General features: G+C 58.9%; 14 protein-coding genes. 13 read left to right on the top strand and 1 reads right to left on the bottom strand.

The genetic code is table 11. The features are described from left to right. Positions 1-45 precede the first annotated feature (45 nt). The 11 genes from K3G63_RS02900 to K3G63_RS02850 all read left to right on the top strand — a co-directional run bounded on the left by K3G63_RS02900 (position 46) and on the right by K3G63_RS02850 (position 11,959). Entirely contained in the window at positions 46-747 is a 702-nt protein-coding gene (locus K3G63_RS02900) for an alpha/beta hydrolase-fold protein (protein ID WP_220612585.1), read from the top strand. A 114-nt stretch (positions 748-861) separates the two neighbouring features. After that, positions 862-1,908, top strand: coding sequence for a RimK family alpha-L-glutamate ligase (locus K3G63_RS02895; protein ID WP_220612584.1), 1,047 nt, complete (start codon positions 862-864; stop codon positions 1,906-1,908). A 126-nt stretch (positions 1,909-2,034) separates the two neighbouring features. Then, positions 2,035-3,135, top strand: a complete 1,101-nt coding sequence (locus K3G63_RS02890) for a carboxylate-amine ligase (protein ID WP_220612583.1) — start codon at positions 2,035-2,037, stop codon at positions 3,133-3,135. A gap of 134 nt (positions 3,136-3,269) precedes the next feature. Beyond that, positions 3,270-4,109: a type 1 glutamine amidotransferase gene (locus tag K3G63_RS02885; RefSeq protein WP_220612582.1), complete on the top strand. Its 840-nt coding sequence runs from the start codon at positions 3,270-3,272 to the stop codon at positions 4,107-4,109. A 103-nt stretch (positions 4,110-4,212) separates the two neighbouring features. Then, positions 4,213-5,400: a hypothetical protein gene (locus tag K3G63_RS02880; protein WP_220612581.1), complete on the top strand. Its 1,188-nt coding sequence runs from the start codon at positions 4,213-4,215 to the stop codon at positions 5,398-5,400. A gap of 49 nt (positions 5,401-5,449) precedes the next feature. Further along, a complete protein-coding gene (locus K3G63_RS02875) occupies positions 5,450-6,025 on the top strand; it encodes a YdcF family protein (RefSeq protein ID WP_220612580.1) in 576 nt (191 codons plus the stop codon). 67 nt (positions 6,026-6,092) lie between these two features. Beyond that, on the top strand, positions 6,093-6,620 hold the full coding sequence (locus K3G63_RS02870) for a YkvA family protein (RefSeq protein ID WP_220612579.1): 528 nt from the start codon (positions 6,093-6,095) through the stop codon (positions 6,618-6,620). Between the two features lie 270 nt (positions 6,621-6,890). Then, positions 6,891-9,149, top strand: coding sequence for a S46 family peptidase (locus K3G63_RS02865; RefSeq protein WP_220612578.1), 2,259 nt, complete (start codon positions 6,891-6,893; stop codon positions 9,147-9,149). Positions 9,150-9,242: 93 nt separating this feature from the next. Next, on the top strand, positions 9,243-10,094 hold the full coding sequence (locus K3G63_RS02860) for a hypothetical protein (RefSeq protein WP_220612577.1): 852 nt from the start codon (positions 9,243-9,245) through the stop codon (positions 10,092-10,094). 33 nt (positions 10,095-10,127) lie between these two features. Further along, a complete protein-coding gene (locus tag K3G63_RS02855) occupies positions 10,128-10,661 on the top strand; it encodes a hypothetical protein (protein ID WP_220612576.1) in 534 nt (177 codons plus the stop codon). A 23-nt stretch (positions 10,662-10,684) separates the two neighbouring features. Beyond that, complete coding sequence (locus tag K3G63_RS02850) at positions 10,685-11,959, top strand: amidohydrolase family protein (RefSeq protein WP_220612575.1); 1,275 nt, start codon at positions 10,685-10,687, stop codon at positions 11,957-11,959. A 114-nt stretch (positions 11,960-12,073) separates the two neighbouring features. On the opposite strand, the gene K3G63_RS02845 is transcribed toward K3G63_RS02850, so the two are convergent. Beyond that, positions 12,074-12,835 carry a glycosyltransferase family 2 protein gene (locus K3G63_RS02845; protein ID WP_220612574.1) on the bottom strand — a complete coding sequence of 254 codons (762 nt, stop codon included), beginning with the start codon at positions 12,833-12,835 and terminating at the stop codon, positions 12,074-12,076. 100 nt (positions 12,836-12,935) lie between these two features. Between K3G63_RS02845 and K3G63_RS02840 the strand changes: the two genes are divergently transcribed. Together K3G63_RS02840 and K3G63_RS02835 are read left to right on the top strand one after the other, a co-directional pair. Then, entirely contained in the window at positions 12,936-13,235 is a 300-nt protein-coding gene (locus K3G63_RS02840; protein WP_220612573.1) for a hypothetical protein, read from the top strand. Between the two features lie 164 nt (positions 13,236-13,399). Beyond that, a complete protein-coding gene (locus tag K3G63_RS02835) occupies positions 13,400-14,248 on the top strand; it encodes a DUF1571 domain-containing protein (protein ID WP_220612572.1) in 849 nt (282 codons plus the stop codon). The last annotated feature ends 82 nt before the right edge of the window (positions 14,249-14,330 follow it).

The following is a 14,330-nucleotide window of genomic DNA, read 5'->3' as shown; positions in this document are numbered from 1 at the left end:
TATTCTCATCTTATTGCCATTATTCACCGCATACCCCTCTCTGTTTTGCAGGAAGCCTACCGCCCTTTTTACTCTCCCACCCTCGGCCACGACGTGGAAATGCTGGTCTTTGGCGAGGTGGGCTACCCCGTCATCATCTTCCCTACCTCCCGGGGCCGCTACTACGAAGCCAAAGACTTTAAGCTAGTGGAAGCCGCGCAGTGGTTTGTGGAAAACCAGAAAATCAAGCTTTACTGCGTGGATGGCGTGGACGCGCACACGTGGTACGCCAAGCACCTGCCCCCGGCCCAGCGGGTACAAAACCATATCCGCTACGACCACATGATCAGCCACGAGTTGGTGCCCCTGCTGCAGGGCGAGTGCCACGTGGAGAAAGTAGCAGTGGCCGGATGTAGCTTTGGCGGCTACCACGCCCTCAACTTCGCCTTCCGCCACCCCGAGCAGGTAGGCTATCTTTTCTCCATGGGCGCGGCCTTCGATATGCGCCAGTTCATGGACGGGCACTACGATGAGAATTTCTATTTCAACAACCCGCCCGATTATATGCCTGATGCCCAGAACGAGCACTTCTACCAGATGAACATTGTGCTGGGCACGGCCGAAGACGATTTCTGCAAGGGCTCCAACTTCCAGATGTCGGACATCCTGCACCGCAAAGGCATCCGGCATTGGCTCGACGTGCGCCCCGGCACCCACGACTGGCCCGTGTGGCGGGCCATGTTTCCGCACTACTTGTCGTTTGTCTAGCCCTTTCCATGCCCTGGGCTACCCCCTTCAACCGCCCTACCCCTTCCTACTCCCCCAACCTGTACTCTCCTTCCACTTAAACTTTCCCCGGCCGCCGCAGCCGGGGCCCTGCTTATGAAAAAGATTGGCATTCTCTTCGGTCAGGAAAACACCTTCCCCCAGGCCTTCGTGGACCGCGTTAACCAGAAAACGAGCGGCACCAGCATTGCCGCCGAGTTCGTGCGCATTGAGCAGGTAGAGCAGGCCGTGCCCACCGACTACGCCGTCATCATCGACCGGATTTCGCAGGACGTGCCCTTCTACCGGGCCTACCTCAAGAACGCCGCCCTCACCGGCACGGCCGTGATTAACAACCCTTTTTGGTGGTCGGCCGACGAGAAATTCTTCAACAACGCCCTGGCCGTGCAGTTAGGCGTGCCCGTGCCCCGCACCCTGCTGCTCCCCTCCAAGGAGCGCCCTCACGACACGAACCACAACTCGTTCCGCAACCTGGAGTGGACCAACTGGGAAGCGGCCTTCGAGCGAATCGGCTTTCCGGCCTTTATGAAGCCGCATTCGGGCGGGGGCTGGAAAAACGTATACAAGCTCGACAACGCCGAGGAGTTTTTCCGCGCCTACGATGAAACGGGCCAGCTGGTGATGCTGCTCCAGGAGGCGGTGGACTTCACCGACTACTTCCGCTGCTACTGCATCGGGGGCAAGGAAGTGCTTATTATGCCCTACGAGCCCCGCAACGAGCCCCACCTGCGCTACGCCACCGAGATGAAAACCACCGGTGCAGCCAGTAAAAAGCTGCTGGCCACCATGAAAGACTACGTGCTCAAGCTCAACCAGGGACTGGGCTACGACTTCAACACCGTGGAGTTTGCCGTGCGCGACGGGATTCCGCTGGCCATTGACTTTGGCAACCCCGCCCCCGACGCCGACGTGCATTCCGTGGGCCAGCAGAACTTCGAGTGGGTAGTGGAAGCCGCCGCCAACCTGGCCATCAGCCGGGCCAAAGCCCAGAAGCCCGGCGCCGACAACCTGACCTGGGGCACGTTCGTGCGCCAATCGGCGGCCAGTGGCGCGGCGCCCGCCCCGAAGAAAGCCGCCGCGCCTAAACAGACGGACGGGGCGGTGGTAGCGCCGAAGTCCAGGACGCAAAAAACGGCTGAATAGCTCCACTTTATTGGTGTACCTTCCTACGCGAAGGGCAAGAACCGGAGGGCATCAGCACCCCGCTACGCTCCGGTGCTTGCCCTTCCCCCGGCAGAACAATTTCCGTACGTTTATTTCCTCCCGACCATGCCCGAATTCACGATTGGAATAGAAGAGGAGTTTCAGACCATTGACCCGGAAACCCGGGACCTTCGCTCCCACATGTCGGAGATTGTGGAGGGTGGTAAGGTAGTGTTACAGGAGCAGGTGAAGGCGGAAATGCACCAGTCGGTGGTGGAAGTCGGCACCATTATCTGCCGCAACATCCAGGAAGCGCGCGACCAGGTAACCTACCTGCGCCGCATGGTCATTGACCTGGCTGCGAAGGCCGGGTTGCAAATTGCGGCGGCCGGCACTCACCCCTTTTCGCGCTGGCAGGACCAGCCCATTACCCCCGATGCGCGCTACGACAAGATTGTGGAAGAGCTGCAGGAGGCGGCCCGCTCCAACCTCGTGTTCGGCATGCACGTGCACATTGGGCTCGAAAACCGGGAGCTGGGCGTATACGTGATGAACACGCTGCGCTATTTTCTGCCTCACATCTTTGCTCTGAGTACCAACTCGCCCTTCTGGGAGGGGCGCGAAACCGGATATAAATCCTTCAGAACTAAAGTGTTCGAGCGGTTCCCGCGCACGGGCATTCCGGATTATTTCACCAGCGCCAGTGAGTACGACGAGTACATTGCCCTGCTGGTGAAAACCGGCTGCATTGATAACGGCAAGAAGATTTGGTGGGACCTGCGCCTGCACCCCTTCTTCGACACCATTGAGTACCGTATCTGCGACATGCCCCTGCGCGTGGACGAAACCGTGGCCCTGGCGGCCGTAATGCAGGCAGTGGTAGCCAAAATCTACAAGCTCAAGTCGCAGAACCTCAACTTCCGCCTCTACCGCCGGGCGCTCATCAACGAAAACAAGTGGCGCGCCGCCCGCTACGGCCTCGATGGCAAGCTCATCGACTTCGGTAAGGAAGCCGAGGTGCCCACCCGGGAGCTGATTGCCGAGCTGCTGGAATTCGTGGATGACGTGCTGGATGAGCTGGGCAGCCGCAAAGAAGTGGAATACATTCAGCAGATGATGGACATGGGCACCGGCGCCGACCGGCAGCTGCGCGTGTTCCGGGAAACCAACGACCTCCGGCAGGTAGTCGATTTCATCGTGAACGAAACTTCATACGGGCTGTTTTAGTATTTTTGCAGGTACGCTCCGGCCGTAGCGCCGGGGCGTATTTGTTTTTCGCCTGCTCTGCTGCTCAGCACCCGGTGCTAAGTGGGGCGGGTTTTGCTTGAATTATGCCCGCTCCCCGGGGGTGGTCTATTGCCATGAAGCCTTTGCAAATTGCCATTCTGGATATGTACGACAACTTCCCTAATGAGGGAATGCGCTGCATCCGCCAGCTCGTACACCAAGCCCAACAAGCCAGCCCGGTTCCCCTTACCTACCAGGTATTTAACGTGCGCGCCAACGGTGAGCTGCCGGGCCTCGACTACGACATCTATATTTCCAGCGGCGGCCCCGGCAGTCCGCTACCCAGCACCGAGCCCTGGGAGCAGCCCTACTTTGCGCTGATGGATGCGCTGCTGGCTTGGAACCGGACTCAGGAGCGCAAGAAGTACGTGTTTCTTATCTGCCACTCCTTTCAGCTCGTGAGCCGCCACCTGGGCATCGGCACCCTGAGCAAGCGCAAATCCACGTCGTTTGGTATTTTTCCGATGCACATGACCGACGCCGGTCAAACTGATCCGCTGCTGCGCACCCTGCCCGACCCATTTTATGCCGTAGACTCGCGGGATTATCAGCTGACCCAGCCAAATGCGGAGCGCCTCGCCGAGTTGGGCGTGGAGGTGCTGGTGCTGGAGAAGGACCGGCCCCACGTGCCCCTGGAGCGCGCCCTCATGGCCCTACGCTTCACGGAGGAAATATTCGGCACCCAATTTCACCCCGAGGCCGACCGGGAAGGCATGCTGCGCCACTTCCGTACCGAAGAAAAGCGCCAGCAGGTAATCGAGGCTCACGGCGAGGCCAAGTACCACGACATGGTGCGCCTGCTGGAAGACCCCGAGGCCATTGCCCGCACCGAAGCCGCCATCCTTCCCCGCTTCCTGGCGCAGGCCGTAGCAGCCCTGGCCCCCGCGGTGGCACCGCTGGCCCCCACCCGATAACCAACAGGCGGCCCCAACGGGGCCGCCTGTTTTCGTTAGGTGGCGTAGATTCCGTATCCTGCGCGCGTTATTGCTTTATCCGCCTTACTTGCCGCCTCCCGCTATGATTCCCGAACTCCGCGCCCCGTACAACCAAGCCTTCAGCCCCGCGCGTTACCAGGCCCTACTCGCTACCGTGGAGCAGCAGTTGCCCGGTCAGCTCGATTTCCGCTTGGCCGAGACGCCCATCTTCGTGCCGGCCGCCCTGCGCGAGAAGCTGGTGCAGGCGGGAGAAAGCATCATCGACGTGCTGACGGCGCCCGATTTCAAGGCCCGCACCGCGCAGGCTGTGCCCCCCGCCCTGCGCGTGCCCCACGAAAACGCGCACACCACGTTTCTGGCCATCGACTACGCCGTGTGCCGCACGGCAGCCGGCGAGCTGGAGCCCCAGCTAATTGAGCTGCAGGGCTTTCCCTCACTGTACGCCTTCCAGGACTACCTGCCGGGGCTGTACCGCTCCCAGTTTTCCATTCCCGATACGGTTTCCCACCTGTTCACCGTGCCCGACTCGGCTTCCTACCAGGCGTTCTTGCGCGAGGTCATTGTGGGCGACGAGGACCCGGAGCAGGTGATTCTGCTGGAGCTGTTCCCGGAAAAGCAGAAAACCCGCGTCGATTTTGAGCTGACCCGGCGCAACCTGGGCGTGGCGCCGGTGTGCCTGACCAGTGTGCGGAAAGACGGCCGCCACCTGTACTACGAGCGGGACGGCCGCCGCATTCCCATCAAGCGCATCTACAACCGCGTCATCTTCGATGAGCTAGCCCGCTACCCCGACCTGCGCCCCGAGTTTCGCTTTACCGATGACGTGGACGTAACCTGGGCCGGCCACCCCAACTGGTTTTTCCGCATCAGCAAATACACCCTCCCCCTGCTTCATTCTCCCTACATTCCGCCCAGCTACTACCTCGATCAGCTGACCCAGTACCCCACCGACCTGGAAAATTACGTGCTCAAGCCCCTGTATTCTTTCGCCGGCAGCGGGGTAAAGCTCGACGTGACGGCCGCCGAGCTGGACGCCATTCCGGACAAAGCCAACTACCTGCTCCAGCGTAAGGTACAGTACGAACCCGTGGTGCAGGCTCCCGACGGGCTGGTGAAGTGCGAAATCCGGATGCTCTACGCCTGGCGTGACGCCGACCCGCGCCCTACCCTGCTCACCAACCTCGGCCGCCTCAGCCGCGGCGCCATGATTGGCGTTGACTTCAACAAGAACAAGGATTGGGTGGGCGGCACGGTGTGCCTGATGGAATAGTGCCCGGCCGGATGCCATTTTCCTACCTGACATTGCGCGCTTAAAACAAGTGAGAAAAAGTAGAGCTATTGGCCTGGGGCTGGCCTTGCTGGTCGGCAGCTGGGTGCTGCTGCATCTGCTACTTACTACCCTCGATGGCCTGACCGACGACGTGCGCCCCGCCGACTGCCTGGTGGTACTGGGCAACACCGTGCAGCCCAACGGCCGCCTATCGGAGCGGCTGCGGGCTCGGCTGGACAAGGCCCGGGAGCTGTACGGCCAGGAAGTCAGCCCGCTGATTTTTGTGAGCGGGGGCCTGGGCCGGGAAGGCCATTACGAAGGCACGGCCATGCAGCGCTACCTGGTGGCGCACGGGGTGCCGCCGGCGGCCATTGTGGTGGATAACGCCGGCGACAACACCCTGGCTACGGCCCGTAACTTCGGGCGGCTGGCGCGGGCCCGGCACCTACGCTCGGCGGTGGTTGTGTCGCAGTTCTTTCACCTGAGCCGCACCAAACTCATGCTGCGCCAGCAGGCCGTGCCCACGGTGTACGGGGCGCACGCGGCCTATTACGAGGGGCGCGATGCCTACGCCCTGGCCCGGGAGTTTGCCGCCTACTACGCCTACCTGCTTAGTACAGGCTGAGCTATCGGCGGCAACACCGGCCCCACCGGCCGCGTAGAGCAGGCACACGCTTCATTTCCCAACCCCTATGGCTTCTCTCGTAGAAAAAGGTATTTCGATTTCCAAAAACGCCCTCTTCAGTGTCTTCTTGAACCGCGCCGGCAAGCTGCTGGGGCGCCCCTTCAAGGTAGTGATGGTGCTGAACGAGGTAGCCAACAAGCTCTCCAGCAAGGAAAGCAAAGACAGTAAATTCAAGCAGCTTTTCGACGTAGGGTACACCGTAGTGCGACTGGTGCGCAACTACGTGAGCGGCAACTACCGCCAGATTGAAACGGGCACCATCGTGTCGGCGCTGGGCGTGCTGCTCTACACCCTCTCCCCGGTGGATCTGGTGCCGGACTTTGTGCCGGTAGTAGGCTTTCTGGACGACCTGGCGCTGCTGAGCTGGTTTGTGGAGAAATTCCAGGGTGAAATCACTCGGTTCCGGGAGTGGGAGCAGACCCACGCTTCGGAAGAAACCGACGACATTCCGGCCGCTGCGGCCAAGCCGGTGTACGCCGCCTCGAACACCAACGCCGAAAACGCTCCGGCCGTAGCCGAAATGGGGCACTCCTAGGCTTAGCGGTAATTTCTTCGGTCCATTCCCGGCCCTACCTCAGCTTCAGTGTTGAGGTAGGGCTTTTTCGTGAGTAGCGTTTTTGTGCAGGCTGTTTGAGCAGTCTACCGCAACCATCGGCCCGGGCCGCGCCCGGCAGCACATTCGGGCGCGGCCCGGGCTTTCTACAAGAACTTCCCCATACCTTGTTCGATTCTGCAAGCAGCTGGTTTGCTACTTTTACGTCATCTTTTCCGCTGCCCACCCTTCAGCAGCACAATCTCAGTTTTTATGCGCGTACGTTCCCGGCTAGCCTTGCTGGCCCTCACGCTCCTTTCCTGTCTGCCCCAAGCCCGCGCCGACGAAGGCATGTGGCTGCCCCTGCTGCTCAAGCAGCTCAACGAGGCCGACATGCAGAAAAAAGGCCTTAAGCTCACCGCCGAGCAGATTTACTCCGTCAACCAGGGCAGCCTGAAGGATGCCGTGGTACAGTTTGGGGGCGGCTGCACCGGCGAAATTATTTCCGACCAGGGCCTGCTGCTCACCAACCACCACTGCGGCTACGGCCAGATTCAGAGCCACTCTTCCGTCGAGAAAGACTACCTCACCAAGGGCTACTGGGCCATGAGCCGGGACCAGGAGCTGCCCAACCCCGGCCTGACGGCTACCTTCATTGTGCGCATGGAAGATGTGACCAGCCAGGTGCTGGCCGGCGTGCCTACCACCGGCATTGTGGAGGCTGAGCGCGAGAAGCTGGTGCAGGTGAATAGCCAGCGCGTGGCCCAGGCCGCCGTGCAGGGCACGCACTACCAGGCCTTTGTGCGCCCGATGTTTAATGGCAACGAGTACTATATGTTCGTGACGGAGGTGTTCCAAGACATCCGCCTGGTAGGCGCTCCGCCGAGCAGCATCGGCAAGTTCGGCGGCGACACCGACAACTGGGCCTGGCCCCGCCACACCGGCGACTTCAGCATCTTCCGCATCTACGCCGGCCCCGACAACAAGCCCGCCCCCTACTCACCCGATAACAAGCCCTTCAAGCCCCGCCACCACCTACCCATTTCCCTGAGCGGCATCCAGCCCGGCGACTTTACGCTGGTGTTCGGCTTTCCCGGCCGCACGAATGAGTACCTGACCTCCTGGGGTGTAGACGAAACGTATTCCCTCTCGAACCCCGCCAAGATCAAGGTGCGCGACGCCAAGCTGAAGGTGCTCGATGCCGATATGAAGGCCTCCGACAAAGTGCGCATTCAGTACGCAGCCAAGTACGCCAGCATTGCCAACTACTGGAAAAAGTGGATTGGGGAAACCCGCGGCCTCAAAAAGCTGGACGCCGTGCGCGTGAAGCAGCAGCAGGAAGCGCAATTCCAGAAGTGGGCCGAACGTGGTGACGCTGCCCGCCGCGCGGCCTTTGCCGGGCTGCTGCCGGAGCTGCAAAAGAGCTACGCCACCGTCCGGGACTACACCCTGGCCCGCGATTACGTGACGGAAGCCGCCCTGGGCGTGGAGCTGGTCAGCTATGCCAACAGCCTGCTACCCCTGCTGGAGCTGGCCGACAAAAAAGCCTCTGCCGAAGAGCTGGCCGCTGCCGCCGAGAAAGCCAAAAAGGGCTCCGTGGGCTTCTTCCGCAACTACAGCGCCCCCACCGACCAGAAGGTGGCTACCGCTCTCCTACCCCTCTACGCCAACGGAACCCCGGCCGCGCTGCTGCCCGCCTATGTTAAGAACCTGCAGAAGCAGTACGCTACCGCGGGTTGGTCGGCCTACGCGGCCCAGCTCTACGGTAAGTCGCGCCTGACCACGCAGGAATCGGCTTACACGGTGCTGGATGAGGTAGCGAAAGGCAATGTCACGAGCCTACGCCAGGATCCGGCCGTGCAACTGGCCCAGGCCATTGTAACTACCTACCGCCAGCAGGTGCTGCCTACCTACACCGCCGCCACCGACAACATTGCTCTGCTCCAGCGCACCTACGTAGCCGGCCTGCGCCTGCAGCAGCCGGAGCGCAAGTTCTACCCCGATGCCAACTCTACCCTGCGCGTGGCCTACGGCCAGGTAGCCGGTTACCAGCCCGCCGACGGTACCCAGTACGATTTCTATACTACCCTCGATGGCATTATGGAGAAGGCTGACCCCACCAACCCGGAGTTTGAAGTGCCTGCCCGCCTCGCGGAGCTGTATAAAAACAAGGATTTCGGACCCTATGCCTACAAAGGCAGCGTACCGGTTGCTTTCATTGCCACCAACCACACAACCGGCGGCAATTCCGGCTCGCCCGTCATCAACGGCCGTGGGGAACTCATCGGCACTAACTTCGACCGGAACTGGGAAGGCACCATGTCCGATATCATGTTCGACCCCGACCGGGTGCGCAACATCACCCTCGATGTCCGCTACATGCTGTTCGTAGTCGATAAGTACGCCGGCGCTGGCCACTTAGTAAAGGAAATGACCTTAGTAGGTGGCCCGAGCGATGCTGCTACCCCGGAGAATGGCAAGAAGCTGGAGAAAATCAAAGTGAAGCGCAAGCCCGCCAAGGAGAAGGCCTAGGTTGTTTTCCACAACTCATAGAAGCTACGCCCGCCGGAATTCATAACTTCCGGCGGGCGTAGCTTTTTATTTGCTTTTCTACCGCATCATTCTATGAAATATCCTTTTTTGGCCGTAGCTCTGCTGGGCCTCTGCGGATGGCAGCAAGCCTCCGCGCAAACTCCTAAAGCCCAGGCAATAGAACAAGAAATTCTAAAAGAGGGACTAGCTTTATACGAGTCGGAGCGAGCTTCCTGGGTAGCAACTGACTTGCTACTGGCCCGCAAGCCAGATATGAGCCAGCTTGGTGGCTACTTTTCCTATGCCGATGGCGACTCTGTGCGAACCGTTTTTGTGAAAAGAAGTACGGCTCCTAATCTCCTCACAGTAGCGTACAGCTTTAGCTTTCACCGTTCGGCTATTGAACCAGCCGCCGCGCGCCAGCAAGGAACTCGTGCAGGCTCGGCGCGAGAGCAAAAGTTATATGCCTTGCGTGAAACTGTTGAACAAGAGTTAGTTTCAGGGGAGGTAGCGCGGGCACCCTATCAGTTTCCCGAAAACACTCGTCCTAATATTATCCTACTCGACCAAGGGCCTACCCCAAGGGCGTATGTGCTGGTAGGGCCGCAGGAAGCAGGTGTACTTCCCATCGGCAACGATTTTCTGCTGCGCTTCACGGCGGCCGGTAAGCTACAAAAGGTAGAGCGCCTGCATAACAGCTACTTAGCTATGCGCCTACCCGAAGGCTCTCAGACCGTTCGTGCTGGCATGCATAGCCACTTACCAGCTCACCCGTACATTACTCCTACGGATATTTGCTCTCTGCTTCTCTATAAAGATTCGTTTCCTGCCCCTCAGCACATTGTTATGGGTAAGGACTACGTTTCGGTCTTCGATATTGAGAAACAGCAGTTAAGCTTTTTGAACCATAAAGAATTTGATAAAGTATACCGCAACAATAAATAGCATATGGGCTTGATAAATATTATACAAAAACACATGATCATAAAACGCATCCACAACAATAATCTACATAGAAAAACAAATGCCTTTCACAGACATATTAGCACTATAATTAATAGTACAACAATAATATTACTCGCAAATGTATTTTGCTCTTGCAGCCAGAATGATGCTCATATAGAGAACAAACAACCAGCAGCATCTGAAGATAGTTATTTAACTAACATATCAAATGACACAATAACATATAATTCTTCGTTTGTCATTAAGATTTTTAAAAGAAACAAGGATATAGCTAGCTTTATTCGAAAGAACCAACCAGCTAAGGATATCTACTTTGACTACTCATTCGACAACAATATTAATGGAGAAGTGCTAAGTGACAGCAAGGATGTATTAACCATTGAGTGCACACCAACTGCTACCCTCACTGATAGCATAACGAAAGTAAAGGGCTACTACCGCATAGGAATTGACAATAGTGACATAAGACCTGGCGTTGACACCTTCATGATTATTATTGATGCCTTTTACTTGAAAAAGCAGTTGCCGCCTTTATCTAACAGGTGATGGTTCGGTATTTTCGTCTTTCTATGCGCCTACCCCTCTTCGTCACCCTGTTTCTCCCGGGCCTGACCGCCCTAGCCCAACCCTCCGCGCCAACGCCTCCCCCCGCCCTGCTGCTCCACCCGGCTGCCGTCTTTGATGGCGAAACCCTACACCCCGGCTGGGCAGTGCTAGTAGAAGGTGAAAAAATTAAAGCTGTAGGTCCGGCCGCCCAGCTTACAGCTCCAGCTGGCGCGCGTACCCTGGAGTTGCCAGGCCTGACGTTGTTGCCCGGCCTCATTGAAGGCCACTCCCACCTACTGCTCCACCCTTACAACGAAACCAGCTGGAACGACCAGGTGCTACAGGAGTCGGAAGCCCTGCGCGTGGCCCGCGCCACGGCTCACGCCCGCCGCACCCTGGAAGCCGGCTTTACCACCGTCCGCGACTTGGGCAGTGAAGGCGCCGGCTACGCCGATGTGGGCCTGAAGCAAGCCATTGACCGGGGGCTGATTCCGGGTCCGCGCATGGTGGTAGCCACCCGGGCCTTGGTTGCTACGGGTAGTTATGGCCCCAAGCTAGCTGCCGGCTTCGACGTGCCACAGGGCGCGCAGGAAGCCGACGGTGTGGATGGCATCATCCGGGCCGTGCGGGAACAGATTGGTAAGGGCGCTGATGTAATTAAGGTATATGCCGATTACCGCTGGGGAGCCAATGAGCCCAGCCGCCCCACCTTCACCCAGGACGAGCTAAACCTGATTGTGCAGACGGCCCGCAGCGCCGGGCGCCCGGTAGTAGCCCACGCCAGCACGCCCGAAGGCATGCGCCGCGCTACCCTGGCCGGCGTCCAAACCATTGAGCACGGCGACGCCGGCACTCCGGAAGTATTCAAGCTCATGAAGCAGCGCGGGGTAGCCCTCTGCCCCACCGTCGCCGCCGGCGACGCTACCTCCCAGTACCGCGGCTGGCGCAAAGGCCAAGACCCCGAGCCGGAACGCATCCAGCAGAAAAAGCAGTCGGTGAAAGCGGCCCTGCAAAGCGGCGTGGATTTGGCCTACGGTGGCGACGTCGGCGTATTCGCCCACGGCGACAACCTGCGCGAGGCTGAGTTACTGGTGCAGGAGTACGGCTTTACTACCCTTCAAGCTTTGCGTGGCTTCACCAGCACCAATGCCCGCATTTTCCAGCTCCCCGACCGGGGCCGCATCCAGCCCGGCCTGCTCGCCGACCTCATCGCCGTACCCGGCGACCCAACCAAAGACGTCAAAGCGCTCCGGCAGGTGCGGTTGGTAGTGAAAGGCGGGGTAGTGGTAAAAGAGTAGCGAAACCCGTAAAACGGTGTCATGGCGAGTAGGCAAGCGAGAAATCTACGTTTCCTCTGGAAGTCAACCAGATGCCTTGCTTCCACTCGCCACGACGCTGTTTATGACAGAAGCTTACCCCGGCCGCTCAATACCGCGCTCCTTCAGCTGCGCGGCGTATTTATCGTAAATCACCTGTAAGTCTTGGCCATGCTTGTCGGCATCGACGCCGATGCTGACGTTGCTGGTGTGGAAGCGGTGCAAATGGCTGATGTGTGGGCAAATAACGGGCTCGTGGCCGGCCAGCAGAAACCGCACGTACAGGTCCAGGTCTTCGGCCATTTCAATCTGCTCATCGTAGCCGCCTACCTCATCGAAGAGGGCGCGGCTGTAGCACACATTGCCCTGGATAAAGTGCTCAGCCCGAAATATGGCGCGCAGCATGTCAGTTGGTGAGTCGAACTTCCAGGCGTAATAGTCCTCATGGGGGAGGTAGCGCCGGTCCTGGTCCACGCGCAGGAAATCGGCCACCAGCCACGGCCGGCCGGGGTGCTGCTGAATCTGGGTGGCGTAGTGAAACAGCGTGCGTTGGAGCAGCACGTCATCGTCGTCGAGCGGCACAATCCAACCGTCGGTGGGCGCATCTTTCCGAATCAGCAGGTTGCGGGCCGGACCGGGCAGCAGCTTTTCAGCCTGGGCACGTACTCGCAGTGGGATGCCTTCCTGCGAGGCAGCTTCCCGCAGCCAGGCCGCGGTGTTGTCGGTGCTGGCGTTTTCGCAAATCAGGTGTTCAAAGGAGAAATCCAGGGGTGCCGATACGGTTGCGCGTACGCTGGCTACGGCCTCGGGCAAAAAGTCCTGGCGGTTGTGGGTCGGAGTGATTACAGAAAAATGCATGCTCTCTATTCCGGCTCAGCTCAAAAAAAGTTACACCACCTGTCTCAAGGCCAACTTTCGTTGCGCGGGAGGCGTTACGGTTTTGTCCGCTGCTTGCTTCATGGCCAAATTCGTAGTCACGCTCCGTCTGCCCGATTTTTTTGATGAGGATTTCATTGCCCTCATTCCGCGCCATCGTGCCTTTATCAATCAGCTCATCGAAGAAAACATTGTGGAGTCCTACGCCATCAGCGCCGACCGCACCCGCGGCTGGGTAACCATCAATGGCTTGAATGCCGCTACGGTGCGGGCCGTGGTTGAGCAATTTCCGCTGTACCGGTTTTTGCGCGAAATAGAAATCGACGAGCTGTTTGTATTCGATAGCACGGCCAGCCGCTTTCCCCGCATTAGTCTTAACTAAAAAGAGGGTGTGCCCGGAGACAGGGCCATTAAACGCTGGCGTCACCAGAAACACCCGGCGCTCGGTGTCGCGGCCCGTGCAACGCTTCAGCTTCTGCCCTTCCGGCTCGATTTCTGCTAGCCCACTCGTCCTATTTTTAAGTAGTTACCTTCTTCGCTTTCTGCATGATTCGGTATTTCCGATTACTCTCTTTTCTCCTATTTGCGGCAGGCAGTGTAGCCGCCGCTCCAGCCGACCCCAAACCGACTACCGAACAGCTCATTGCTCGCCTTACGGCAGCCATTGAAAATCTGAAAACGCTGCGCTGCAACGTGCGCGCTCAGGAGCGGATTGAGGGTAGCTACCAGCAGGCGCGTACCAGCATGAAAATGGCGTTTAAGCCCTATAAAGTGTACCTGCGCAATCAGAAGGGCATTGAGGTGCTGTACGTGACGGGCCAAAACGACGGCGACGCCTGGGTGTACCCCAACAGCTTCCCCTACGTCACCGTCAGCCTTGATCCGCTGGGCAGCTTAATGCGCAAAACCCAGCACCACAGCGTGCTCGATGCGGGCTACGGCACCATTGCCGAGCTACTGCGCGGCTCCAGCCAGCGCCTGGACCGTAGCTTCGAGAAAAGCTTCCGTTACGCTGGCGACACCACCGTGCAGGGCCGCCCGGCTTACATTTTACGCGCCGACTACCCCCAGTTCCGCTACGTACCCTACAAAACCACTAAGGCCGAAACCGTTACTTCCATTGCCAACCGGTTTGGGTGTGGCGAGTATCGGATTCTGGAGCGCAACGGCCTCACGCCCGGCGCTACCGTGCCTGCGGGCCGCACCCTGCAAGTGCCCAATGCGTACGGCCGCCGCGTCATTATTGCCGTGGATCAAAAGCTGACCCTACCCCTCTCCATTCAGGTAAACGACGACAAAGGGCTGTTCGAAAAGTTTGAGTTCAGCGACATTATCGCCAACCAACCCATTCCCGCCCAAGAGTTCACGAAGGAGTTTAAGGGATACAAACTCTAATTACGGAGTTACTTCGGAGCCGTGTTAGCTGGTTGTTATCGACACTTTACTGCGCCTGCTCGCCAGACAGCAGAAGCACGCA

It is taken from the genome of Hymenobacter sp. HSC-4F20 (assembly GCF_019599275.1).
GTDB lineage: Bacteria > Bacteroidota > Bacteroidia > Cytophagales > Hymenobacteraceae > Hymenobacter.
This window is presented reverse-complemented; position numbering and strand designations above follow the sequence as displayed.

Excerpts from the sequence above, each read along its gene's own strand:
- K3G63_RS02870 (WP_220612579.1), top strand. The coding sequence starts at position 6,093 with ATGGCTTCTCTCGTAGAAAAAGGTATTTCGATTTCCAAAAACGCCCTC.
- K3G63_RS02895 (WP_220612584.1), top strand. The coding sequence starts at position 862 with ATGAAAAAGATTGGCATTCTCTTCGGTCAGGAAAACACCTTCCCCCAG.
- K3G63_RS02840 (WP_220612573.1), top strand. The coding sequence starts at position 12,936 with ATGGCCAAATTCGTAGTCACGCTCCGTCTGCCCGATTTTTTTGATGAG.
- K3G63_RS02850 (WP_220612575.1), top strand. The coding sequence starts at position 10,685 with ATGCGCCTACCCCTCTTCGTCACCCTGTTTCTCCCGGGCCTGACCGCC.
- K3G63_RS02855 (WP_220612576.1), top strand. The coding sequence starts at position 10,128 with ATGATCATAAAACGCATCCACAACAATAATCTACATAGAAAAACAAAT.
- K3G63_RS02885 (WP_220612582.1), top strand. The coding sequence starts at position 3,270 with ATGAAGCCTTTGCAAATTGCCATTCTGGATATGTACGACAACTTCCCT.
- K3G63_RS02845 (WP_220612574.1), bottom strand. The coding sequence starts at position 12,835 with ATGCATTTTTCTGTAATCACTCCGACCCACAACCGCCAGGACTTTTTG.
- K3G63_RS02880 (WP_220612581.1), top strand. The coding sequence starts at position 4,213 with ATGATTCCCGAACTCCGCGCCCCGTACAACCAAGCCTTCAGCCCCGCG.
- K3G63_RS02835 (WP_220612572.1), top strand. The coding sequence starts at position 13,400 with ATGATTCGGTATTTCCGATTACTCTCTTTTCTCCTATTTGCGGCAGGC.
- K3G63_RS02890 (WP_220612583.1), top strand. The coding sequence starts at position 2,035 with ATGCCCGAATTCACGATTGGAATAGAAGAGGAGTTTCAGACCATTGAC.
- K3G63_RS02860 (WP_220612577.1), top strand. The coding sequence starts at position 9,243 with ATGAAATATCCTTTTTTGGCCGTAGCTCTGCTGGGCCTCTGCGGATGG.
- K3G63_RS02865 (WP_220612578.1), top strand. The coding sequence starts at position 6,891 with ATGCGCGTACGTTCCCGGCTAGCCTTGCTGGCCCTCACGCTCCTTTCC.